Raw genomic sequence first — 25,027 nt, 5'->3', positions numbered from 1 at the left:
TGTCCTTATGCGAGCTGCATCGCTAACTGGATGGAGATCGCCATGCTCTCAGACTTCGCTTTACCTGTCCAGGCAATATCAAATGCCGTTCCATGGTCAGCCGAGGTCCTGATAAACGGCAGCCCGGCGGTGATATTTACACCATCATAGAAGCCCAAAAGCTTCAGCGGAATGTGCCCCTGGTCGTGATACATCGCTACCACGATATCGTACTGGCCTTCGTAGCATTGCAGGAAAACCGTGTCCGGCGGGCAAGGCCCGGTTACCGTCAGGCCTTTGGCCTTCATCGCCTCAACCGCAGGGCCGACCAGGGTGATCTCTTCATCGCCAAACAGACCATTTTCCCCGGCATGCGGGTTGACGCCCGCCACTGCAATACGCGGATTCTCAAAGCCAACACGCTTAAGGAAGGTATCCGCCATGGTAATCACCGTTTCCACGCGGTCACGGTTCAGCGTGTCGAGGAACTTGCGCAGCGCAATATGGGTGGTGACATGAATCACCTTCAAACGGTCGGTGAACAGCACCATGCCATAATCTTTGGTGTCGGTCAGCTTAGCCAGCAGTTCGGTGTGCCCGGGATAAAGATGCCCGGCTGAATGCAACGCCTCTTTATTCAACGGCGCGGTAGCAATGGCCTGCACTTCACCGGCCATCGCCAGCTCGGTGGCTCGCTTCACACAACGATAAGCCAGATCGCCTGCGGCAACCTGCACCACCCCGGCTTGCAACGCATCCGGATCGGCAAGCGGTTCGTCGATAACATTGATGATGCCCGGCGCAAAGTGCGCATCGGCGACCTTATCCAGCACCCGCAGCTCCGCCTGAGGCGTAATGCCCATCGCCATAATGCGGCGCAGCGTACTGGCACAGCCGATCACCACCGCGGGTGCCCCGGAAAGCTCGCCTTCGGCCAGTGATTTGATGATAATTTCCGGACCAATACCCGCCGGGTCGCCCATGGTAATCGCAATAATTTTACTCACTCGCCTTCTCCTCAATAAAACGAAAAACTTCTACCAGGGTGGTGTCATCACCAAAGCCGCCGGCCTTGGTAAGCACCAGCAGGTCATTTTTTACTTTCAGCAGATGGCCGTAAGGCACGCAGCCCGCCACCTGTCCGTGAATCTGGAAGCCTTCAGCGCCCAATCCCTGCGCCACCGCAATCGCCACATCGCCACCCGAGAGATACAGACCTGCCGGCGTCACTTCATCGAGCACTTGCCGCGTTAATGTCGCCAGAAAGCCGCAAATCGTATCGCCCAACTGCTGGCGACTCAGGCTATAACGCTGGCACAGTCCGGCAATCGCCTGCCGCTGAGTGGACTGCTGACAGGTGCGGATCATGCAGTGCTGCCCCGCCCGCATCGCCTCAATCGCCATCTGCCTTAAGGCAGTCAAATCCGTGTGGCCGGTAAAAATCGCCTCAATATCGACATCAATCAGTTGCAGCACATGATGTTTTTGCAACTGCTCAAGCTGCTGCTGGGCAACTTCACTCATCGAACCGACAACCGCCAGAACCGGGCCTGCATTCCCCATGCCCGTAACAGCAGGTGCGACAGGAACGCCAGCCAGATGCCTGCTTAGCGCATCGCTCAGTCCAGCGGCGCCCGCCAGTAACGGGCGCGGTTCAAGCAGTGAGGCAGCCTGCATAATGCGCTGCAGGTCCTCATCGGTCTCGGCATCAACCACCAGCAACTGATGCCCCTGCGCTATGGCGCGGGCCACCACGTCCTGAAGATCGGACTGGCGAACGTCCTGCAACGTAATCTCTCCGCAGGCCAGTGAGCTTTGCTCCAGCAATCTTGCCTGTACGCTCGCATGATTGAGCGGCGTTTTAGGATCGCTGGCATATTCGGTGTCGGTCAGCAACACGCCATGGATATAGCAGCTTCCCTGCCGTGTGGTTCGTCCAAGCCTGGGCACCGCAGGCACCACCAACCCCACGGCCGCGCCGCTTGCCCGAAAAGCCGCCTCAATTTCGGCGCCAGGATTCCCGCGCAGGGTGGAATCGATCTTCTTAAATACCCAACCCTCGCGGGCGATATCGGCCCAACGCTCCACGGCTGCTCTGGTGCGGCCGGCAGCCAGCCCGGGACTGGCGGCACGGCTATCGGTGTTGATCACCCAGACATCGGCACTGTGCGCTTCAGCCTGCGCTTCAACAGCAAACAGCACGTTGACCCTGGCACCCGCTATCGCCAACCCGCTTCCCGCATCGTTGGCTCCGGTAAAGTCATCGGCGACCACCAGCACGGGTGTCTTCCACAGACGCTGAGTCATCTCTTCTCCTGAATGCGAGGGAAAGCCCATTGCTCTCGCTGATAATGATTATATTCAATCATGATTGATTATATGTGAGCAAGATCAAATTAATCAAAATCAATTTGTCCTATAAAATTAGGCACTGCTCGTGAGGCTCAGACGAGTAAATGACGAAATAAAATCACCCTTAGCGGAAAGCAAGGGCAGAGACAAGGTATGACAATGAATATTAACAGCACAATAATCAGTGGCTATCAGACACTCAATGATATTGGCTATCTGCTAAAGAACCGACAGCACGTCCTGTTGGTGACTGACAAGAACATCGGCGGCATCCCTTTAGTGCAGACGTTGATTAAGCAGATTTGCGACACCGTGCCGACGGTAAAAATGATCGACAGCGTGCCGCCGGAGCCGAGTCAGCATGATGTGGCGGCCATTGTGGCGACGCTGGATATCCAGGGCATTGATTTAGTCATTGGTGTGGGCGGCGGCAGCGTGCTGGACGTGGCTAAGCTGCTTTCGGTGTTGTGCGTGGAAAATGCACCGACGCTTGCGGCGTTGCTAAACGGTGAAAAACCGCAGAACCGCACGGCGTCGTTACTGATCCCCACTACTGCCGGCACCGGCTCTGAAGCCACGCCGAATGCCATATTAGCTATCCCTGAAAAAGAGACCAAGGTCGGCATCATCTCCCCGGTGATGCTACCGGATTATGTCGTGCTGGCACCTGAACTAACCACCAGCATGCCCGCGCATATCGCCTCCTCGACCGGCATTGATGCGCTTTGCCATCTGATTGAATGTTTTACCGCCACCGTCTCCAACCCGGTCAGCGATAACTACGCGCTGATCGGCCTGAAAAAGCTGTTTACCAGCCTGGAAACCGCCGTGGCCGAACCGGAAAATCTGGTAGCAAGGCTGGATATGCTGTGGGCGTCTTACTACGGCGGCGCGGCGATTGCCCATGCCGGTACGCATCTGGTTCATGCCATGTCCTACCCGCTGGGCGGCAAATATCACATTCCTCACGGCGTGGCGAACGCCATTCTGCTGGCACCCTGTATGCGCTTCGTGCGCCCGGCCGCTGTAACCAAATTTGCCCAGGCCTACGACCTACTGCCGGATGCCAACCTTTCGCTGAGCGATGAACAGAAATCACTGGCGTTGGTCGACTACTTCTCCGCGCTGGTGAAGCGGCTGAAGCTGCCTGCCAGCCTGGATGAACTGGGCATTGGTTCCGATCACCTGCCTTACCTGGTTGAGGCCGCGCTGGACGTCCAGCGTCTGATGAAAAATGTGCCTGCCCCGGTCAGTGCCAATGACGTGCGAGACGTCTACCTGACGCTGTTCCCGACCCAGAATCGCTAACACTTTACGAGGACACCATGAGTAAAAAAATTACCGGCGTACTGACCGCCATCGTCACCCCTTTTACCGCTGCAGGCGACTACAACGAAGCGGCAATGCGCGTGCAGATCCAGCGTCAACTGGCGGCTGGCAACGGTATTTTCTGCGGCGGCACCAATGGCGAATTCTTTGTGCTGAACGAGCAGGAGAAGCTGGCCGTGACCAAAACCTGCGTGGATGAAGTGGCGGGCACAGCCTCTGTAGTGGCACATGTTGGTGAGATCTCCACCCGTGAAACCATTCGTCTCGGTCAGCAGGTTGCTGCGCTGGGTGTCGATGCTGTTTCAGTGATCACGCCGTACTTCGTGCCGCTCAAGCAGGAAGAGCTGATTGCCCATTACCGAGCGGTAGCCGATGCGTTGGATGTGCCCGTGTTCCTCTACAACATCCCGGCCCGCACCGGCAATACGCTTGAGCCCGCCACCGTGCGCACGCTCGCCGCGCACCCGAATATTATCGGCATTAAAGACAGCGCGGGCAGCTATGAAAGCCTGAAAGGCTTCTTGCAGGCGGCGGAAGGCATTGAGAATTTCAACGTGCTTAACGGACCGGATTCACTGATCCATCAGGGCTTTATTGAAGGATGCTCCGCCTGTATTTCCGGGCTGGCCAACGTCGCACCAAAAGAAATTAACGCGATCTGGGCGCGCTTCAACGCCGGGGATATCGACGGTTCCCGCAAGGCGCAGGAAAACGTCACCGGGTTGCGCACCGATCTCTATAGCGTCGGGTTCTCCCCTGCGGCGGTGAAAAAAGCCGTCGCGCTAATGGGCCATGATGTCGGTGAAAGCCGCTATGCCGTGTGCTTCAGCGCAGAAGAAGAGCAGCGTATTCGCCAGATCGTCACCCAGTACACGCAATAATTTTGAGCGGCACCGCGCAGGCGTTGCCCGCATTCACACCAAGGAAACCATGATGAAAGTGATTTGTACCTCACCCTCATTTGCCAAATACGATGCGCAGCCGATCCGCGATTTGCAGGCCCAGGGTTTTGAGCTGATTACTCTGCCAGCAGATGCCCCGCTGAGCGCGCTCGAACCGCACCTCACCGACACCGTCGCAATGATCGTGGCCTTTACCGAAGTCAATGACGCGCTGCTGGATCGCGCGCCGCAGTTAAAGATCGTCTGCAAGCACGGTGTTGGCGTCGATAACATTAACCTGAAGGCCACGCAAGCCAGAGGCATTTATGTCACTAACGTGCCTGATGCCAATAAGCATGCGGTAGCGGACTTCGCTTTTGCGCTGATCCTGAATGCCGCACGTCAGGTGACGACGGCGGCGGTAGAAACCCGTGCAGGCCACTGGCCGCGCATTTTCGCCACCGATGTCTACGGCAAAACGCTGGGCATTATCGGCCTGGGCAATATCGGTAAGCAGGTTGCACTCAGGGCAAGCGGTTTCAATATGCGCGTGCTGGCCTTTGATTTTTATCCGGATAAGACCTTTGCTGCCGAACACAACATCGCGTTTGTTTCGATGGATCGGCTGACCGAAGAGAGCGATTTCATCACGCTGCATACGCCGCTCACCGATGAAACCCGCAACCTGTTTGATGCTGAGCGTCTGCGCAAGATGAAAAAGTCCGCCTTTCTGTTCAACGTCTCACGCGGTGGCGTAGTCAGCGAAACGGATCTGTATCAGGCCCTGGCAGACAACGTGATTGCTGGCGCGGCTGCCGATGTCTTTGATCACGAGCCTCTGAGCGAACATCCCCTTTTTTCTCTGGCGAACTTTATCCCCACGTCGCATATCGCAGGTTATACCGACGGGGCGATCAGCGCGATTGGCGAACGCTGCGTGCAGCAAATCGTGCAGTGTGTCAAAGAGCAGTCAAGACCTGTCAACATCATGAACTCGTTATAAAAAAAACCGGGCATCGCGTTCGTCCCGACCCAAGAAGCCGAACCCTGATTCGGCCATTAATCACCTCTGTACCGGGCTATCACTATGAAGACTCAAGCAGGTAACACCCGTATTCGCTGGTGGATTGCAGGCCTGATGTGGCTGGCAATCGCCATTAACTATATTGACCGCACCGTGCTATCGGCTGCGGCACCGCATCTGATCGATGAGCTCAGTCTGGATCCGGAAATGATGGGCTTTATTATGGCCGCATTTTTCTGGTCGTATTCGCTGCTGCAAATCCCGGCGGGCTGGTTTGCCGATCGCTACGGCCAGAAAAAAGGGCTGGGGATTGCCGTTGCCTGGTGGTCCATCGCCACCTCGGTGATGGGGTTGGCAACCGGCTTTAAATCACTGCTCGCCTTACGTCTGGCACTGGGGGTTGGTGAAGCGGCGGCTTACCCAAGTAATGCCGGTATCACCGCACGCTGGTTCCCGGATAAGGAGCGCGCCACGGTTTCAGGTCTGTTCGACAGCGCCTCAAAATTCGGCGGTGCCGTTGCCATGCCGCTGATCGTCTGGATGATCTATGCCGTGGACTGGCGTCTGACCTTTATGATCATCGGTGCTGTGGGCCTGCTGTGGGTGATTGCCTGGTACTTTATCTATTCGGAAAACCCGGAAGATCATAAGCATATTAGCCGGCAGGAGATCAGCCTGATCCGCGATGGACAACTGCGTAAGCATGGCGATAAAAATGTCCGACCGATGAAATGGTACAAATTGCTGCGCTACCGCAATATTTGGGCGATGTGTATTGGCTTCTTCACCATCAACTATACCTCTTACTTCTTTATTACCTGGCTGCCAACCTACCTGGTGAAAGAGAAAGGCATGGATTTCATCAAGATGGGTATGGTCGCCGCGCTGCCACTGCTATGCGGTATGGTGATTGAGGTGCTGGCTGGCTGGGCGTCAGATCGCATCGTGCACAAGAAGATCCTGTCCCTGACCGCCACCCGTAAACTGTTCCTGACCATCGGCCTTTTAATGGCGCTCTGTATCGGCTTCGCCCCGTTTACCGACTCGGTGTTTATGACGGTGCTACTGCTGTGCATCGCCAAATCGGGCACCACCGTCGCCGCATCTCAGGTCTGGGCGCTGCCTGGTGATGTCGCGCCCGAAAACAGCGTTTCAATTGTCGCTGGCTTGCAAAACACCGTCTCAAATATGGGCGGCGCCATTGGTCCGATTGTCACCGGTGCCATTGTTGCCGCCACCGGTTCCTTCACCTGGGCGCTGGTGTTTTCCGCTGCCCTGGTGGTGATCGGCATCATTAACTACCTGTTCCTGATGGGTAACGTTGAGCCCATTGAGGACAACGAGACCGCAAATTCCCCTCAGCTGTCTGCGGGAAGAGTCTGACCCGAGGCCCGTTCCCTCCTCCCTCAGCCATGAGGGGAGAGGGAACCGTCGTTAAAAAACAATAAAAATATCCTGTACCGGAGCCGATCATGTCGATTAATTCTCATGAGAATGCTGTTCTTGATAAGGCAAGTGCAACCCAATCTACCGGGAAAATGCGGTTCGTTATTCTGACCGTGCTCTCTGTTGGCATCGCCATCAACTACATTGACCGCGCGGCAATGAGCGTGGCCATCCCTTTTATGTCCCATGACCTGCAGCTTTCCAGCACCGACAGCGGCCTGCTGCTCTCCGCTTTTTTCTGGAGCTATGTCCTTTTCCAACTGCCGGGAGGCTGGCTGGTCGATAAGCTTGGACCAAGGATCACCTTTGCGGTGAGTAGCCTCGGCTGGGGCTTAGCCACGGCAGCTTGCGGTCTGGCCAGCGGTCTCGCGTCATTGGTAGGCTTTCGCTTTGTGTTGGGTGCCGTAGAAGCCCCAAGCTATCCGGCCAGTTCCTCAACCGTCACCCGCTGGTTCCCTCGCCAGGAACGGAGCTTCGCCGCCGCGACCTTTAACAATGGCAGCAAGATCGGCGGCACGCTGGCGATCCCGATCATCTCCTTCCTGATCGCCCTGGTCGGCTGGCGCATGACCTTTGTTATCTCCGGTTTGATCGCGATGGTCTGGGCCGCGGGCTGGTATTACTGGTATCGCGATCCGCAGGATCACAAAACCGTCAGCAGAGCGGAAGTTGAGTATATTGAGGCCAATCAGGATCCGCAGACCGGTGCGCCGATGAGCATTCGCCAACTGCTAAGCCAGCGCACCGTGCAGGCGATGATGGCCGGGTTCTTTTGTATCAACTTTGTCTCCTACTTCTTTTTCACCTGGTTCCCTACTTATCTGGTGGAAACCTTCCATCTGTCGCTGATGAAGTTTGGCCTGCTGGGAATGCTGCCAGGGATTGCCGCAATCATCGGCGGCTGGTGTGGCGGTTTATTGTCTGATGGCCTGGTAAAACGTGGCGTGTCATTAACCACCGCGCGGAAAATACCGCTGGTCGGCGGGATGTTGGGGAGCGCGGTCATTGGCCTTGCGGCCTTCTCTCCTACCGTCACCCTCGCACTTAGCGCACTGTGCTTTGCTAACTTTGCCGCGACCTTTGCTTCTGCCGCTTTATGGGCGCTGCCTTCCGATGTCGCTCCCAACCGGGCGAACGTAGCCACCATCGGCGGCATTCAAAATATGGCAGCCAATCTGGCGGGGATCATTTCACCGATCCTGATTGGCGTACTGATGCAGTTCACCCACTCATTTGTTATACCGCTGGTGCTGGCCGGGATAGTTGGCCTGATCGGTGCGCTGATTTACGGATTCTGGTTGCCGTCAGTGCAACCGATGCAGCTGAACAACGTTGAAGGAAGCCCTGTATGAAACCGTCATCACGCTGGAAAAAACGTCCTGAGCACTCGACCTGGGGAGATTTCGGTCCCGACGATCAGCTGGGACGTCTCAACCTGCTGACCGCAGAAAAGGTACTGGAAGGCATCCGTGAAGTGCAGACCGGGCAGACCTTTTGTCTGAGTCTGCCGCTGGACTTGCCTGGCGGAACCGGGATGAATCCGCGTCGTCCGGCACCGACACTTGCCGCCACCCGCCGGGGCGAGCATGCCAATATGACCTATCCGCTATCGCGGGATGACGCGCGGCTGACGGATATCATCTGCGACGATACGGTGACGTTGGCGCTACAGTATTCGACCCAGTGGGATAGCCTGGCCCATATGGGGCAGTGGTTTGATGTCGAGGGCAACGGCGAGCCGGAGATGGTGTTTTATAACGGCTATCGGGCCGGCAGCGATATCGTCGGCGAGACGGATTATCGCATCGGCTGTGGCTGCGCGCAGGGTTGCCATTTGGGCGCTAAGGCGCTCGGCATCGAGAATATGGCAAAACACGGACTTCAGGGCCGGGCTGTGATGATTGATATCAAAAAGCATTTTGGTATCGGACGCTTTGCCTTTGGCTATCAGCATCTGGCACAGATCCTTGAAGCCGATCGGATCGCCATCAGACAGGGCGATATGGTCTGCTTCCGCACGGGCATGGATGATGCGATATATCAGATGGCCGGTAAACCGGATATGGACTACCTAAACAGCCACTTCGCCGGACTGGACGGCAGCGATCCTGCCCTTCGCCAATGGGTTGAAGAAAGTGGTGTGGTGGCGTTGCTGGCAGACAATCCGGCCGTTGAAATTTTGCCTTCACGTCCGCTTAACGACAGCTTCTATCCCTCTCATCCTTTACACGACTTATGCCTGTTCCGCCTGGGTGTGTATCTGGGTGAGCTCTGGCACATGAGCGAGCTGGCGGACTGGCTGAGTGTACATCAGCGCCACGCCTTCTTATTAACCGCACCTCCGCTGAGATTACCTGGCGCTGTCGGCTCACCGGCCACGCCAATCGCCACCGTTTAAATTCTTCCTCAATCCTACCTGAGCGCGAGAACGAACCTCAAGGTCGCCGCGCGAAACCCTACAGTGAGGCAGTTCAATGAGTAGTACATCGCAACAGGAAGTGAACATCCTCCAGGTCGATCATAAGCTACCGACTACCGTACGCGGCTACGTCCGCAGTTTTGGTCCGGGCCTGGTGTTAGCTATGACCTTTCTCGGTACCGGGGATCTGGTCGCCTCGACCGTTGCCGGTGCCAACTATGGTTATGACCTGCTATGGACGCTGGTTATTGCACTGGTGGCACGCGGTTTTATGATCTCCTATATCGCCAAATACACCCTGATGAACCGCTTTGGTGACAATGATATCGTGCAGGGATATAAGCGCGTCTGGCGCGGTTTCCCGCTGTTTTTTGGCATTTTGATTGCGATAGTGGCGTTGGTGGTGCAGATGAGTTTTCTGCGGGCGGGTGCGGTGGGCCTTTATCAACTGTTCAATAAAACCGGTGGCGAAACCTGGGGCGTGTTTCTCTGGAGTATCGTTATTGTCGCCATCACCTTGTTGATGATGGTTACGCGGAACCAGTATCGCCATCTGGAAACGCTGGCACGCGTGGCCTCGGTGATCATGGTCGGCTCTTTTCTGTATGCGATGATTAAGGTCGGTCACTTCGACTTCAGCGGCTTTATGAAAGGGCTGACCTTCGGCCTGCCTGAAAATGCCGGACCATTCTTTGCCGTGTTTATTGCGGTCTCCACCATCGGGGCGATTGGCGGCTCCACCAGCAACCTGCTGTATCCGGGTTTTATGCGTGACAAAGGCTGGATTGGCCCGAAATACCGTAAGCTTCAGCAACTGGATTTGCTGTTTGGCATGCTGCCAATGCTGGTGATCAACGTGCTGTTTTGGAGCGTGGCAGCTGAAGTGGTGCACGGTTCCGGCAACACCATTGCTGACAAGAACGACTTGTCGGCGATGATGACCCGTGTGGTTGGCCCGGCCGGCCCCTATCTGCTGTGGATCTGTATTTTCCTTGCCAGCTTTACCAGCTTCCCTTCCCAGTCTCGCGGCTTTTGTTCACTGATTTTCAGCTGTGTGCATCATGCAGGCAAGCTGAATGAGCGTTATGCCACGCCGGATGATAATCCATGGTTTAAGCGCGTGCAGATTGCGGTGTATATCGTCCTGCCGATTATCGTTACCATGCCCGGCGCGCCGGATCTGGTGATGTTGAATATTTTGGGGACCAGCGTGGCAACCTCTTTGGTGTTGCCGCCGCTGCTGATTGGGCTGTTCCTGATGACCAGCCGCAAAAGCTTTATGCTGCCAGGCCAGGCAAATCGTCTGTGGGAACAGGCATTGCTGGGAGTGATATCACTGATTGGCATCTGGTCGACGTTTGAAATTGTGCGCAACTTCTTCCGTCAGGTGCTGCACATTCTCTGAAGATCCCCGGGATGACGATCGTCCGTATTTAGCCGGCGCTGATAACAGCGCCCGGTTTACCGACCCTGCAGAAACGCCCGGTAAGCGGCGATCACCGCGAGGAAATCCTCCACGCCACAGAAGCACAGGCTCTCTTCGTCGTAGTAGTTCATGCCCTCTTCCATCTCATCGCCTTCAACGCTCAGCAGGTTCGCGCGGACAATCACCTCTTCCTCATCCAGCCACAGCGTGTATTCATGGCCAATGCGCTGCCACTGGCGCTCGCTGCCTTTTACGCTCTCTACCGCGGCTTCCACTTCATCCAGCAACGCCAGATTGCCTTCCACCTCTTCATTAAACCAGTGGCCAACGGCTTCATGTCCCATCGACATGCGCACTTTCACCCCGCCGGTGAGGTCACGTAAAAATTCGTATTCCATACTGCTGTCCTCTGACTGCCTGTTTTGCACTGATAACGTGCATTTTCCGCGCATTGTGCGCTTTTAATGGGGGATAGCCCGCATTATCGCAGTCTGTCAGACGAAAAACAGCGATTTCAGGGCCAATTTTCACAGTGGCGCGTTTTTTGCGTGTGTATGACGTCAGTTGAAAACGCCTTCCCTTTTCGTCCAGAACGAGGCTTTGCTATGGAATTGAAATGGTTTGAAGATTTCCTGAGTGTCGCACGCTGCTGTACCTTTACCCGCGCCGCCGACGAGCGGCATATCACCCAGTCCGCCCTCAGTCGGCGCATTCGTCAGTTGGAAGTGTGGTTGGGCGTACCATTGTTCGATCGTAAAACCTATCCGGTTACGTTAACACCTGAAGGTCAGGCTTTCCTGATCACCGCCAGTGAAACGGTATTCGCCATGAGCCATTTGCGCAGCGATCTGCATCAGCGCTTTGAGAAGCGCACCTCGATCCTGCGTTTTGCCATGTTGAATACCCTCTCGCTGACCTTCTTCCCCGACTGGATTGAGCAGCTCAAGCAACAACAGCAGGTCGGCTATATTCGGCTGTGCGATCAAAAGCCGACCTTTGTGGAACATATCGCCCAATTGCACTCTGATGAAACCGACTTTCTGTTGACCTATGCCCACGACTCCGTAGCATTGATTCAGCAACTCAAACACTATCCGATGCTGCAACTCGGCACGGAACGCGCCATCGCGGTCTGTCGCCCGGACAGCGACGGTAAACCGCTCTATCCGGTTGGCGTCAGCGACGATCCAATCCCATTCCTCAGCTACGGCCATCACTCGTTCTTTGCTCATGCGCTGGCAAAATCGGAATCGATCCGCTCTCTGCCACTGGTGGCGATCTATGAAAACAGCATGTCGATCAATCTTAAAGCGATGACCATGGCGGGCAGCGGAGTGGCCTGGCTACCAGAAAGCCTGTTGAAGCTTGAGCTGGAAAGTGGTGCGCTGGTTCGTGCTGGAAGCGCCTGTTGGGATATGCCGTTGGATATTCGTCTTTATCGCCAGCCGGTGCTGCGTGCGGAATCAGCCGAATTGTTCTGGCGCTGTGCTTCTGAATGTGGGGAAACCGCCTCAGCAGCCTGACCTTTTACCCTGAAAGCACGCCAGTCTGGCGCATCGGCCACCTTTACCTTTCCCTCCGCGCGGGCAGAGCCCGCGCGGACCCTCTGTTCACCGCAAACTATGCAATTTTGGAATGGGCCAGCCAAATTGCTCATTGGTATTTCTGCGCCGCTCTCTTGCATGCTGAAACCAGCCGGGCCACAGCGGCCCCGTATGTTAACCGTCATGTTCTCTGGGGACAGCCATGCAAAACAAAGCGTTAGTCTGGAAGTTAGTCGATGAACACCGCGCCGAATTTTGCGATCTAAGCGATCGCGTTTGGGGGATGCCTGAGATTTGCTATACCGAATACCGCTCGGTAGCGGAACATACAGCAATGCTGAAACAGCAGGGCTTTCGCGTCACGGAAAATGTGGCTGGAATCCCCACAGCAGTGATGGGCGAAACCGGAGAAGGTGGGCCCATTATTGCCATTCTCGGTGAGTACGATGCCCTGCCGGGTTTGAGCCAGGAATCAGGCGTCGCTCGTCCATCGCCGTTGCCTGGTAACGGTCATGGCCATGGTTGTGGGCATAATCTGCTGGGTTCCGCTGCGATGTTGGCAGCAACCGCATTAAAGGAATGGCTGGCTGAGACTGGCATGCCAGGCCGCGTGCGCTATTACGGTTGCCCTGCTGAAGAAGGCGGCGCAGCAAAATCCTTTATGGCACGTGCCGGTGCATTTGACGGCGTGGATGTGGCCATCACCTGGCATCCAAGCGGCCATCATGAAGTGGCAAAAGCGCTGTCGCTGGCTAATACCCGCATGGACTTCGCCTTCACCGGCCGATCTTCTCATGCTGCGGCGTCTCCTCACCTCGGGCGCAGCGCGCTGGATGGCGTCGAGTTGATGAACGTAGGCGTACAGTTCCTGCGTGAACATGTCCCGCAGGACTCACGCATTCACTATGCGATGTTGGACTCCGGCGGCATTGCACCAAACGTGGTGCAGGCCAAAGCAACGGTGCGGTATGCCATCCGTTCGCGTGATGTCCACGCCATGTTTGATCTCAACGAGCGTGTCAAGCGTGTGGCACAAGGTGCCGCGCTGATGACCGACACTAAAGTGGATATCAGCATCATGAGCGCCGTATCAAACTTGCTGGGTAACCGCCCACTGGAAGAGGCGATGCAGCGCAATTTTGAAGCACTGGGCACGGTGCCATTTGATGAGGCCGATTTAGCCTTTGCCGCCGAAATTCAGTCAACGCTTAGCCCGGAAGAGATTGCCAGCGATTACCGTAAAGCAGGCGTGAAACCCACTAATCCTAAACCCTTAAGCGACTTCATTATCCCGCTGGATACTCACGGCGAAACCATGATCGGCTCAACCGACGTTGGTGACGTCAGCTGGGTACTACCGACGGTTCAGGCACATGTACCCACCATGGCACTTGGCACGCCAGGTCACTCATGGCAGCTGACCGCGCAGGGAAAAATGCCTGCCGCACACAAAGGGCTGACCCATGTGGCCAAAATCATGGCGGCAACGGCTATCGATGTGCTGACTGACAAGATGCTACTGGCACAGGTGAAAAAGGCCCACTTTGAGCAAACCAGTGAAACCCCTTATCACTGCCCAATTCCTGAAGAGGTTAGCCCGCCGCTACAGCCGCGTCCTGAAACCCTGTAATTCGCTTGTTCTCTGGGAGTTATCGTTAATGCTAAAACTAAAAACGCTTACCGCAGCCCTGATCGTAGCGGGGGGGTACAGTGGGGCCTCCCCAGCTGCAACGCCGCAAGATTCGCTGGTGATGGCATGGAATATCGATGCCATCAGCACCTGGGACCCGGCGCAAATTGGCGAAGTGGTCACCAATGAAATCGTGATGAACACCTGCGACACGCTGACGTCGTTCGATATCAAAGACGAGAAGAAAGTGGTGCCGGAACTGGCTAAAAGCTGGGAGGTGACGGAAGACCGCAAACAGATCACCTTTCACCTTCAGCCAAACCTGAAATTCCCGGACGGTTCAGCCGCCAGCGCCGGTGATTTAGCCTGGTCGTTACAGCGAGTGGTGAAGCTGGGCTACGGCAACGCCGCGACGCTGAAAGAGTATGGTTTCAGCAAAGAGAATGTCGATCGGATGATCACCGCGCCGGATGACAACACGCTGGTGATGAAGTTTGACCAGGCCTACCCGACCAATCTGGTGTTACAGGCGATTGCGGCCAATAACGTCGCTACATTGCTGGATCGTAAGCTACTGGAGAAACAGGCGGTCAATGACGATCTGGGCCATAAATATTTGTCCACCCACACCGCCTGCGTCGGCCCTTATCAGTTGATGCGCTGGAATGCAGGTGAAGGCGTAGTGCTGCAAGCCACGAATCACTACTGGGGTACCACACCGAAGCTGAAGCGCATTCTGATCCGTCATGTTGCTGAAACCGGGACTCAGCGCTTACTGCTCACCCAGGGCGATGTCGATATTGCCCGCGATCTGTCTGCAGATGACCTGAAAACGCTGGATGAAGGCGGCAAGGTTAAGGTCGAAAAGGTGTTGAAGCCACAGCTGTTCTTCTGGACCTTTAATAACGAAGATCCGATTTTCAAAAATGAAAAAGTCCGTCTGGCGATGCGTTATCTGATCGATTATGACGGGCTGGCCAAAAGCGTGATGCCGTATCTTGGCGTCCCGCGGGCCAGCTTCGCTCAGCAAGGGGCATTTGGCGCGCTGGATGCCAAAGAGGGACAGCCTTTCAAACTGGATCTGGTGAAGGCCAAACAGTTGCTGACCGAAGCCGGTTATCCAGAGGGCTTCTCGGCATCGGTGATTTTCGGCACCCTGCCTCACTCAGCACCTATCGCCCAGAGCATTCAACAGAATGCCGCCAAAGTCGGCGTGAAACTGTCGCTGGAACGGATGGCCAATGCTCAGCTGTTCAGCCGTGCTCGCGGACGTGAGTTTCAGAGCGCGATGATGGCCTGGCAAACTTCCGTGCCGGATGCCTATGGCAATGCATCGCGTCTGGTTTATAACCCGGATAACCGCAAAGAAGCCCGCGCCACGCAGTACCCAAGCTGGCGGGCGGCCTATTACGACGAGTCAATGAACAAAGCGGTCAATGCCGCACTGCTGGAACCCGACGACGGCAAACGTATGGCGATGTATGCCGATTTGCAACGTGAACAAATGCAGAAAGGGCCAATGGCTATCATGTTCCAGATGTATAACTCCGCAGGCATCAGCCCGGCGGTGAAAGACTGGACCTGGAACGGTTTCCGCGTGTGGTACGGCGCTGCAACAAAATAAAGGGGCGGTCATGTCGCAAGTCATCACTGAAATTGCAGGCCCATCACCGATGTTTCGCTATCTGAAACGGCTGTTAAAAGGCACGTTTTCCATTTTCTGTACGCTAATGGGACTGGCGGCACTGACCTTCTTTATTGGCCGTTTGTTGCCGATCGACCCTGTTGTGGCAGTGATCGGCGATAACGCCAGTCAGGAAGCCTATAACCAGATGTTCCACCAGCTTGGTCTCGACCAGCCGTTGTGGAAACAATTTATCGACTATCTCTGGCAACTGGCCCATCTCGACTTTGGTATCGCACTGACCACCAGCCAGCCGGTAGCACAGGATATTGCCCGCGTCTTTCCGGCGACGCTGGAGCTGGCAACGGTCGCGGCTATCATCGGTGTCGGGCTGGGTATTCCGGCAGGCGTGCTGTCAGCGATGTATCGTAATTCGTGGTTTGACCATCTGATCCGGTTTATCGGCTTGCTTAGCTACTCCACACCGCATTTCTGGCTGGGCTTAATGGGATTACTGCTGTTCTACGCCTCACTGGGCTGGATTGGCGGGCCCGGACGGATTGATTTTATGTACGAGTTCGATTTGAAACCGGTCACCGGTTTCTGGCTGATTGACAGTTTACTCGGTGGTAACTGGGCAGTATTCAAAAACGTCTTCGGCCATATCATCCTTCCTGCGTCGATTCTGGGGCTGAGTTCGCTGGCCTATATCAGCCGCATGGTGCGCAGCTTTATGATCGAGCAACTCTCGCAGGAGTACATCATCACCGCCCGCGTGAAAGGCTTGTCCTGGGCACGCTGCGTGTGGGTGCATGCACTGCGCAATATCGCCGTTCCTACGCTGACGGTCGTCGCGCTCTCATGGGCATGGCTGCTGGAAGGCGCCGTCCTGACTGAAACGGTCTTCGCCTGGCCAGGGTTTGGCCGCTATCTCACCAACGCATTGCTGGCAGGTGATATGAATGCCGTGGTCGGCTGTACGCTACTGACCGGGGCGATTTTTGTGGCCATCAATCTGCTGTGCGATTTGCTCTACCGTATATTCGATCCACGAACGCGTCAGGAGGATCAATGACCGATTCCGTTAACCGATCGCTGCCCGCGCCTTCCCGCTCGGCGCTGCGTAGCTGGCTGAGCGCACCGGCACCACGCTCCCCTTTCCAGGCCAGGATGCAACAGATGTGGATCCAGTGGCGGCGCTTTTGTGCCAACCACTCCGCGCTGTTTGGCCTGATCGTTCTACTGGTAATTATCTTTGCCGCGCTATTTGCGCCGCTGTTAAGCAATCACGATATCTTTACTCAGGATTTGGCCCATCGACTGAAACCACCCAGCGCCAGCTTCTGGTTGGGCACCGATGAGCTGGGCCGCGATATCTATAGCCGTTTGCTCTATGGCGCACGCATCACGCTGTATATCGCCTGTCTGACCGCAGTGATCATCACGCCACTGGGTTTACTGATTGGCACCAGTGCCGGTTATCTTGGCGGCTGGGTAGATACGGTGCTGATGCGCCTGGTGGATATTTTTCTCGCCTTCCCGAGTCTGATCCTGGCGCTGGCTTTCGTTGCCGCATTAGGTCCTGGCATTGAGAATGCAATCATTGCCATTTCACTGTCTTCCTGGCCACCGATTGCCCGTCTGGCCCGCGCTGAAACCTTGTCGATCCGCAAGATGGATTACATCGCGGCGGTGCGTTTGCAGGGTGCAAGTTCGCTGCATATCATCCTGCGTCACATCATCCCGATGTGTCTGCCATCCGTGGTGGTCCGCGTCACGTTGAATATGGCTGCAATCATTCTGACGGCAGCCGGTCTGGGTTTCCTTGGCCTTGGCGCGCAGGCTCCCAGCCCGGAATGGGGGGCAATGCTCGCATCAGGCCGCGAATTTATGCTGAACAATGGCTGGATTGCCGCCATTCCCGGTTTAGCCATCCTTTTCACCAGTCTGGCTTTTAACCTGTTAGGTGATGGCCTGCGTGACGTGATGGACCTTCGCCATGACTGATACTCTGCTGCAGGTTAAAAACCTGAACATTATTTTCACCGGCGCGCATGAAGATCATCATGCGGTACGCGATGTGTCCTTCAGCGTTGGGCGCGAGAAGTTAGCGATCGTCGGCGAATCAGGCTCCGGCAAATCACAAACCTGCCGCGCATTGCTCAAGCTGACCCCAAAAATCGGCCGTATTAGTGCAGACGAGATGCGCTTTGGCGATGTGGATCTGCTGAATGCCAGTGAGAAGCAGATGCGCACGATCCGAGGTAACCGTATATCGATGATCCTGCAGGACCCGAAATTCTCCCTCAATCCGCTGATGCGTATCGGCGATCAGATTACCGAAGCCTATCGTCTGCACAGCAAAGCCTCTAAAAGTGAGGCGAAAGCCCGGGCGTTGGCAATGCTGGAGTCGGTGCATATTCGTGACGTGGAGAAAGTGTACCGGCTCTATCCACATGAAATCTCCGGCGGGATGGGCCAGCGCGTAATGATTGCGATGATGCTGATCCCGGAACCGGACCTGATTATTGCGGACGAACCGACCTCTGCGCTGGACGTCACCGTCCGTCAGCAGGTGCTGGGGATCCTCGACGAGCTGCTGGCCCGGCGTAATACCGGGCTACTGTTTATTACGCACGATCTCAATCTGGTCTCGCGCTTTTGCGATCGCGTGCTGGTGATGTACGCCGGACGAATCGTCGAGGAGATCGCCGCGAATCGTTTGCATGAGGCGCAGCATCCTTACACCCGGGCACTGCTGGCCAGTCAACCGCGTTTACACCATCCCATCGACACGCTTAGCGTTCCTACGCGTGATCCCGCCTGGCTGCATGGCCCGGCGTACCGAAATGGAGTTGCGCTATGATCCCCACTCATCAACGCAGTATTGAAACCGTCGATTTGACCATCGCTTTTGGCCAGGGCAACCAGCGTCGTCAGGTGGTAGATCGCGTCAGCTTTACCCTTGCAGCAGGCGAATCATACGGATTGATCGGTGAATCTGGCTGCGGAAAATCCACTATTCTCCGCGCACTGGCCGGGCTCAACAGCGATTACCAGGGCGCGATCCTGTTCGATAACAAAGAGCAGCAACCAATGCGTGATAAGCCGTTCTATCGCCAGGTGCAGATGGTTTTTCAGGATCCTTATGCCTCACTACATCCGCGCAAAATGGTCTACAACGCCCTGCTGGAGCCACTTAAGCTGCACGGATTGGATCGACATGAAGAGCGCATCAGCGAGGTATTACAGGCGGTGGGGCTTAGCGATGCCTTCAGATACCGCTACCCCCATCAGCTCTCCGGTGGCCAACGTCAGCGCGTGGCGATTGCCCGGGCGTTGATCATGGAGCCTTCAGTGCTGCTTCTGGATGAGCCAACCTCCGCACTCGATGTCTCGGTGCAAGCAGAAATTCTGAATCTGCTCTCCACCATGCGCACGCAGCGCCAGCTGACTTACCTGATGGTGACGCATGACCTGGCGGTGGTGACGCATCTGTGCCAGCGGGTGGCGATTATGCATCAGGGAAAACTGCTGGAAGAGCTGACCGCCGACGCCGTGCGCCACGGCGATGCCCGTGAGCCTTACACACAGCGATTTCTCGCTGCCAGCGAAGCCTGAGGAGCCCCCCCGTGTTTCGTCAACTGGAAAGCTATCTCGACACTCTTGAGGAAGCATGATGATAACTGTGATTGAAAACATGGCTGAATGGTGTGCCCGTGAACCGCGATTCAGCGCTACCGCCCATCGTCTGGCGAAGGAAGCCATCAGCGATACGCTGGGTTGCCTTTACGCCGGACGGGAGGATTATTCCACCCTGGCCGTCAGGCAGGCCTGGTCTGGCTATCAAACGCCGCCTGCGGCAATTGTGGCGCTGATCAACGCCACATCAGCCCACGCCATTGACTACGATGATAATTTTGGCCCCGGCATGAGCCATGCCTCGGCGGTTTTGGTGCCCGCGCTGTTGGCTGTCGCCCTGCAAGAGGAGGCCAATGGTGAGGCGCTGGTTAACGCTTACCTGATTGGCCTTCAGGCGCAGGCTTTTGTTGGTGATATGGTCAGTTCCTCGCACTACACTGCCGGCTGGCACGGCACATCAACCATTGGGTGCATCGGCACGGCCGCCGGTGTTGCCTGGCTGAAAGGCCTGGATCAGGCCGGTATTGGCCGCGCATTGAGCATCGCCGTCAGCCTTGCCAGTGGAGTCAAAGGTCAGTTTGGCACGCCTTTAAAGCCTTTCCATGCCGGTATGGCTGCCCGTAATGCGGTGGATGCAGCTGAGTTGGCCGCCACCGGTATGAGTGGCAGGCTGGATATCCTTGAAGGTCAAATGGGCTTTTATGAACTGTTTGCCGGAGCCGGATTTTCGACGGAGAAGCTGGCGCGTTGGGCTGAAGAGCCACGGCATATTATCGAAACCATCGGGGTGATGCCCAAGAAGTATCCCTGCTGCGGCTCCACCCATAGGGTGTTGGATGCGATTGCCGATTTGCAGGCCAGTTCGGCTTTTCGGGCTGAGGATATTGAAGCCGTCAGCTGCAAAGTGGGGATATCCAACCTGCGTAACCTCGCCTATACCGATCCCCACGATGAGATGCAGGCCCGGTTTTCGATGAACTACTGCGTGGCGCGAATGCTTGAGGCCGGTTCGCTCAGCGTGACAGATTTCACGCCCGCGCGTGTTGCCGTGCAGCGAACGCATCCACTGATGACCTGCATCAGCATGGAAAGCTGGCAGCCAGAAGAAGAGGCGCTAGCTGATAACCTGCCACATCTGGTCACGCTGACGCTACGTGATGGCCGCATCTTGCACCATCAGCGGCCAGGCGCCAGGGGATCGCTGGCGGAGCCCTTCAGCGAAGATGATCGGCGTCAAAAGTTTACCGACTGTTGCCGCGGGCTGGTGGATTCAGATGAAATCTATCAACGGATTGGAGCGATTGAGCAAGAGGAAAGTTTGACGTTCCTGCGCGCCCTGCTGGTGTAAAGCACACATAAAAAAAGGGAGACCATCAGGCCTCCCTTTCTCATCCATCACCGACGTTATACGGCGGTCTGGAAGATCACACCGTCAGCTTTGTCCGTGTACTGGGACAGCTTGTCGAAGTTCAGATAACGGTAGGTGTCTACCGCGGTCTTATCGACCTGCAACATAAACTGCTGGTATTCGTCTGGCGTAGGCAGTTTGCCTAACAGCGACGCGACCGCAGCCAGTTCGGCTGATGCCAGGTAGACGTTAGCACCGGTACCCAGACGGTTCGGGAAGTTACGGGTTGAGGTGGAGACCACCGTCGCGCCATCTGCCACACGCGCCTGGTTACCCATGCACAGTGAACAGCCCGGGATCTCGATACGCGCACCGCTCTTACCGAAGACGCTGTAATAGCCCTCTTCCGTCAGCTGCGCGGCGTCCATCTTGGTTGGCGGTGCCACCCACAGACGGGTCGGCAGCTGGCCTTTGTGGCTATCCAGCAGCTTACCGGCCGCACGGAAGTGACCGATGTTGGTCATGCAAGAGCCGATAAACACTTCATCGATTTTCTCGCCCTGAACATCAGACAGCAGACGGGCATCGTCCGGATCGTTTGGCGCACACAGGATCGGCTCCTTGATCTCCGCCAGATCGATTTCGATCACTGCCGCGTACTCTGCATCCGCATCGGCTTCCAGCAGATTCGGTTCAGACAGCCATTTTTCCATGCCCTGAATACGACGCTCAAGGGTACGACGATCGCCGTAACCTTCAGAGATCATCCACTTCAACAGCACGATGTTGGAGTTCAGGTACTCGATAATCGGTGCCTGGCCCAGCTTGATGGTACAACCGGCAGCAGAACGCTCGGCTGAGGCATCAGAAAGTTCAAACGCCTGCTCAACTTTCAGCTCTGGCAGACCTTCGATTTCCAGGATGCGACCTGAGAAGATGTTTTTCTTCCCTTTCTTCTCAACGGTCAGCAGGCCCTGCTTGATGGCGTACAGCGGGATGGCGTGAACCAGGTCGCGCAGGGTGATGCCTGGCTCCATTTTCCCTTTGAAACGCACCAGTACCGACTCAGGCATATCCAGCGGCATCACGCCGGTCGCCGCAGCAAACGCCACCAGACCTGAACCTGCCGGGAAGGAGATCCCGATTGGGAAACGCGTATGCGAGTCACCGCCGGTACCCACGGTATCCGGCAGCAGCATACGGTTCAGCCAGCTGTGGATAATACCGTCACCCGGACGCAGTGAGACGCCACCCCGGTTCATGATGAAGTCTGGCAGCGTGTGGTGAGTAGAGACGTCAACCGGCTTAGGATAGGCTGCGGTGTGGCAGAAGGACTGCATCACCAGATCCGCAGAGAAGCCCAGACAGGCCAGGTCTTTCAGTTCATCACGGGTCATTGGACCGGTGGTGTCCTGAGAACCGACAGAGGTCATTTTTGGTTCGCAGTAGGCGCCAGGACGCACGCCGTCTGTGCCACAGGCACGGCCAACCATTTTCTGCGCCAGTGAATAACCACGGGTGCTGACCGCCACGTCTTTCGCCAGGCGGAACACCTCGCTGTGCGGCAGGCCCAGAGATTCACGGGCTTTGGTGGTCAGGCCACGGCCGATGATCAGCGGGATACGGCCACCGGCGCGAACTTCGTCCAGCAGCACTTCGGTTTTCAGTGAGAAGGTCGCCAGCACTTCGCCGGTTTCGTGGTTCTTCACTTCGCCTTTGTACGGGTAGATGTCAATCACATCGCCCATATTCAGGTTCGCCACATCCACTTCGATTGGCAATGCGCCCGCATCTTCCATGGTGTTGAAGAAGATCGGGGCAATGTTGCTGCCCAGTACCACGCCGCCGCCTTTCTTGTTCGGCACAAACGGCAGGTCATCACCCATAAACCACAGCACCGAGTTGGTGGCGGATTTACGCGATGAACCGGTGCCGACAACGTCACCCACGTAAGCAAGAGGGAAACCTTTCGCCTGCAGCGCTTCAATCTGCTTGATTGGGCCAACATTGCCGGCGTCGTCTGGCTCAATGCCTTCACGGGCATTTTTCAGCATCGCCAACGCGTGCAGTGGGATATCAGGACGGGACCAGGCATCCGGGGCCGGAGACAGGTCATCGGTGTTGGTTTCGCCGGTGACTTTGAAGACGGTAACGGTGAGTTTTTCTGCCAGCTCGGGACGTGACAGATACCACTCAGCATCAGCCCAGGACTTCAGGATCTTCTGCGCGTGTGGGTTACCCGCTTTGGCTTTCTCTTCCACATCGTAGAAGCTGTCAAACATCAGCAAAGTATGGGAAAGGGCTTTCGCCGCGATCGGGGCCAGCGTCTCATTGTCGAGCGCATCGATCAGCGGGTGAATGTTGTAGCCGCCCTGCATGGTGCCCAGCAGTTCTACAGCTTTTTCAGGGGTAACCAGAGGAGAGGTCGCTTCGCCTGCGGCGACAGCAGCCAGGAAGCCAGCTTTCACGTAAGCCGCTTCGTCCACGCCTGGTGGAACTCGATTGATTAACAGATCAGACAGGAATTCTTCTTCGCCCGCAGGCGGGTTTTTCAGCAGTTCAACCAGCGCGGCCATTTGGGAAGCATCAATTGGTTTTGGAACGATCCCTTCGGCAGCACGCTCGGCAACGTGCTTACGGTATTCTTCTAGCACGACGTTCTCCTCGCTCACATTGTTATGGCATACCGGGCGGTTTACCGCGAAGTGAGGTGCGTATTCTGTAGGGTGAAGCGCCCGGTTACGCGAGGGGCAGCATAGCAGGATTTCGTTAGCATGTTAATCTGTTTACAAAAAAGCAACATTAATTCCCCGCGAAGCGCGATTTCATGGGCGTAACGCGCGTTACCATAACCAGACGTTTTCATCGGGCAAAAAAAAACGGCCCCCATTGGGAGCCGTCTGGTAAACCACGTAGCGACTTACTTCTTCTTCGCTTTCGGGTTTGGCAGGTCAGTGATGCTACCTTCAAACATCTCGGCAGCCAGACCCACGGATTCATGCAGCGTTGGGTGAGCATGGATGGTCAGCGCGATATCTTCCGCATCACAACCCATCTCGATAGCCAGACCGATTTCACCCAGCAGCTCGCCGCCGTTGGTACCGACAATTGCACCACCGATCACCCGGTGAGTTTCTTTGTCGAAGATCAGTTTGGTCATACCGTCTGCACAATCAGAGGCGATGGCACGACCGGAGGCCGCCCATGGGAAGGTGGCAGTTTCGTAACTGATGCCCTTCTCTTTCGCTTCTTTCTCGGTCAGACCGACCCAGGCAACTTCCGGCTCAGTGTAAGCAATCGATGGGATCACTTTCGGGTCGAAGTAATGTTTCTTACCGGAGATCACTTCGGCTGCCACGTGGCCTTCATGCACGCCTTTGTGCGCCAGCATCGGCTGACCGACGATGTCGCCGATAGCGTAGATGTGCGGCACGTTGGTACGCATCTGCTTGTCGACACGGATAAAGCCACGGTCGTCCACTTCCACGCCCGCCTGACCGGCATCCAGACCTTTACCGTTAGGTACGCGGCCAATCGCCACCAGAACCGCGTCGTAACGCTGTGGTTCGGCCGGCGCTTTTTTGCCTTCCATGGTGACGTAGATACCGTCGTCTTTCGCTTCAACCGCGGTCACTTTGGTTTCCAGCATCAGATTGAACTGCTTGCTGATACGCTTGGTGAAGACTTTCACCACGTCTTTGTCAGCCGCAGGGATAACCTGGTCAAACATCTCAACCACGTCAATCTGTGAACCCAGCGCGTGATATACGGTCGCCATTTCCAGACCGATGATACCGCCACCCATAACCAGCAGGCGCTCAGGCACTTCTTTCAGTTCCAGGGCGTCGGTGGAGTCCCAGACACGAGGATCTTCATGCGGGATGAATGGCAGCTGAATCGGACGGGAGCCCGCAGCAATGATGGCGTTGTCGAAGTTGATGGTGGTGGCACCATTCTCGCCTTCAACCACCAGCGTGTTAGCGCCGGTGAATTTACCCAGACCGGTGACCACTTTCACTTTGCGGCCTTTCGCCATCCCTGCCAGACCACCGGTCAGCTGGTTGATGACTTTTTCTTTCCAGGTACGAATTTTGGTGATGTCGGTTTGTGGCTTACCAAACACGATACCATGCTCTTCCAGGGCTTTAGCTTCTTCAATCACTTTCGCGACGTGCAGCAGCGCTTTGGAAGGGATACAACCCACGTTCAGACAAACCCCACCCAGGGTGCTGAAACGCTCAACGATGACGGTCTCCAGACCTAAATCGGCTGCGCGGAAGGCTGCAGAGTAGCCCGCAGGACCTGCCCCAAGTACCACGACCTGAGTTTTAATTTCTGTACTCATCATGACCTCTTAGTTAACCGCTGGGATATTCATTCATC

General features: G+C 56.1%; 20 protein-coding genes. 15 read left to right on the top strand and 5 right to left on the bottom strand.

Annotated features, from left to right (window positions below; all coding sequences use genetic code 11):
* Window positions 1–5 precede the first annotated feature (5 nt).
* Entirely contained in the window at window positions 6–986 is a 981-nt protein-coding gene (locus EBC_RS05485) for a D-threonate 4-phosphate dehydrogenase (RefSeq protein ID WP_013200804.1), read from the bottom strand.
* The gene (dtnK, locus tag EBC_RS05480) at window positions 979–2,286 is read right to left on the bottom strand and encodes a D-threonate kinase (RefSeq protein ID WP_013200803.1); all 1,308 of its coding nucleotides are present in this window, start codon (window positions 2,284–2,286) and stop codon (window positions 979–981) included. The genes EBC_RS05485 and dtnK overlap by 8 nt, the downstream gene beginning before the upstream one ends.
* A gap of 204 nt (window positions 2,287–2,490) precedes the next feature.
* On the opposite strand from dtnK, the gene EBC_RS05475 reads away from it, so the two are divergent.
* The 7 genes from EBC_RS05475 to EBC_RS05445 all read left to right on the top strand — a co-directional run bounded on the left by EBC_RS05475 (window position 2,491) and on the right by EBC_RS05445 (window position 10,835).
* The gene (locus EBC_RS05475; RefSeq protein WP_013200802.1) at window positions 2,491–3,639 is read left to right on the top strand and encodes an iron-containing alcohol dehydrogenase; all 1,149 of its coding nucleotides are present in this window, start codon (window positions 2,491–2,493) and stop codon (window positions 3,637–3,639) included.
* Between the two features lie 17 nt (window positions 3,640–3,656).
* Window positions 3,657–4,541, top strand: a complete 885-nt coding sequence (locus tag EBC_RS05470) for a dihydrodipicolinate synthase family protein (protein WP_013200801.1) — start codon at window positions 3,657–3,659, stop codon at window positions 4,539–4,541.
* Between the two features lie 52 nt (window positions 4,542–4,593).
* On the top strand, window positions 4,594–5,544 hold the full coding sequence (locus EBC_RS05465) for a phosphoglycerate dehydrogenase (RefSeq protein ID WP_013200800.1): 951 nt from the start codon (window positions 4,594–4,596) through the stop codon (window positions 5,542–5,544).
* A gap of 84 nt (window positions 5,545–5,628) precedes the next feature.
* Window positions 5,629–6,948, top strand: a complete 1,320-nt coding sequence (locus EBC_RS05460; RefSeq protein ID WP_041691909.1) for an MFS transporter — start codon at window positions 5,629–5,631, stop codon at window positions 6,946–6,948.
* Window positions 6,949–7,037: 89 nt separating this feature from the next.
* On the top strand, window positions 7,038–8,363 hold the full coding sequence (locus EBC_RS05455; protein ID WP_013200798.1) for an MFS transporter: 1,326 nt from the start codon (window positions 7,038–7,040) through the stop codon (window positions 8,361–8,363).
* A complete protein-coding gene (locus EBC_RS05450) occupies window positions 8,360–9,409 on the top strand; it encodes a cyclase family protein (protein ID WP_013200797.1) in 1,050 nt (349 codons plus the stop codon). Before EBC_RS05455 ends, EBC_RS05450 begins: the two co-directional genes overlap by 4 nt.
* Before the next feature lie 76 nt (window positions 9,410–9,485).
* Entirely contained in the window at window positions 9,486–10,835 is a 1,350-nt protein-coding gene (locus EBC_RS05445) for an Nramp family divalent metal transporter (RefSeq protein ID WP_081461025.1), read from the top strand.
* A 56-nt stretch (window positions 10,836–10,891) separates the two neighbouring features.
* On the opposite strand, the gene yacL is transcribed toward EBC_RS05445, so the two are convergent.
* On the bottom strand, window positions 10,892–11,254 hold the full coding sequence (yacL, locus tag EBC_RS05440; RefSeq protein WP_013200795.1) for a protein YacL: 363 nt from the start codon (window positions 11,252–11,254) through the stop codon (window positions 10,892–10,894).
* Window positions 11,255–11,461: 207 nt separating this feature from the next.
* Between yacL and EBC_RS05435 the strand changes: the two genes are divergently transcribed.
* The 8 genes from EBC_RS05435 to EBC_RS05400 all read left to right on the top strand — a co-directional run bounded on the left by EBC_RS05435 (window position 11,462) and on the right by EBC_RS05400 (window position 20,644).
* Entirely contained in the window at window positions 11,462–12,379 is a 918-nt protein-coding gene (locus EBC_RS05435; protein ID WP_013200794.1) for a LysR family transcriptional regulator, read from the top strand.
* Between the two features lie 223 nt (window positions 12,380–12,602).
* A complete protein-coding gene (locus EBC_RS05430) occupies window positions 12,603–14,030 on the top strand; it encodes a M20 family metallopeptidase (RefSeq protein ID WP_013200793.1) in 1,428 nt (475 codons plus the stop codon).
* A gap of 28 nt (window positions 14,031–14,058) precedes the next feature.
* Complete coding sequence (locus EBC_RS05425) at window positions 14,059–15,654, top strand: ABC transporter substrate-binding protein (protein ID WP_013200792.1); 1,596 nt, start codon at window positions 14,059–14,061, stop codon at window positions 15,652–15,654.
* A 10-nt stretch (window positions 15,655–15,664) separates the two neighbouring features.
* Window positions 15,665–16,729 (top strand): ABC transporter permease, encoded by a 1,065-nt coding sequence (locus EBC_RS05420; RefSeq protein ID WP_013200791.1) that lies wholly within the window; start codon window positions 15,665–15,667, stop codon window positions 16,727–16,729.
* The gene (locus EBC_RS05415) at window positions 16,726–17,661 is read left to right on the top strand and encodes an ABC transporter permease (RefSeq protein ID WP_013200790.1); all 936 of its coding nucleotides are present in this window, start codon (window positions 16,726–16,728) and stop codon (window positions 17,659–17,661) included. The genes EBC_RS05420 and EBC_RS05415 overlap by 4 nt, the downstream gene beginning before the upstream one ends.
* A complete protein-coding gene (locus EBC_RS05410; protein WP_013200789.1) occupies window positions 17,654–18,520 on the top strand; it encodes an ABC transporter ATP-binding protein in 867 nt (288 codons plus the stop codon). Before EBC_RS05415 ends, EBC_RS05410 begins: the two co-directional genes overlap by 8 nt.
* On the top strand, window positions 18,517–19,275 hold the full coding sequence (locus EBC_RS05405) for an ABC transporter ATP-binding protein (RefSeq protein WP_013200788.1): 759 nt from the start codon (window positions 18,517–18,519) through the stop codon (window positions 19,273–19,275). Before EBC_RS05410 ends, EBC_RS05405 begins: the two co-directional genes overlap by 4 nt.
* A 61-nt stretch (window positions 19,276–19,336) precedes the next feature.
* The gene (locus tag EBC_RS05400) at window positions 19,337–20,644 is read left to right on the top strand and encodes an MmgE/PrpD family protein (RefSeq protein WP_041692213.1); all 1,308 of its coding nucleotides are present in this window, start codon (window positions 19,337–19,339) and stop codon (window positions 20,642–20,644) included.
* 56 nt (window positions 20,645–20,700) lie between these two features.
* Here EBC_RS05400 and acnB read toward each other — a convergent pair whose 3' ends face one another.
* On the bottom strand, window positions 20,701–23,298 hold the full coding sequence (acnB, locus tag EBC_RS05395; protein ID WP_013200786.1) for a bifunctional aconitate hydratase 2/2-methylisocitrate dehydratase: 2,598 nt from the start codon (window positions 23,296–23,298) through the stop codon (window positions 20,701–20,703).
* Window positions 23,299–23,564: 266 nt separating this feature from the next.
* Window positions 23,565–24,989, bottom strand: a complete 1,425-nt coding sequence (gene lpdA, locus EBC_RS05390; protein ID WP_013200785.1) for a dihydrolipoyl dehydrogenase — start codon at window positions 24,987–24,989, stop codon at window positions 23,565–23,567.
* Window positions 24,990–25,027 lie beyond the last annotated feature (38 nt).

Source organism: Erwinia billingiae Eb661 (assembly GCF_000196615.1).
GTDB classification, from domain to species: domain Bacteria; phylum Pseudomonadota; class Gammaproteobacteria; order Enterobacterales; family Enterobacteriaceae; genus Erwinia; species Erwinia billingiae.
Note: the sequence above shows the minus strand (reverse complement) of the source record. Positions and strands in the feature narration are given on the sequence as shown.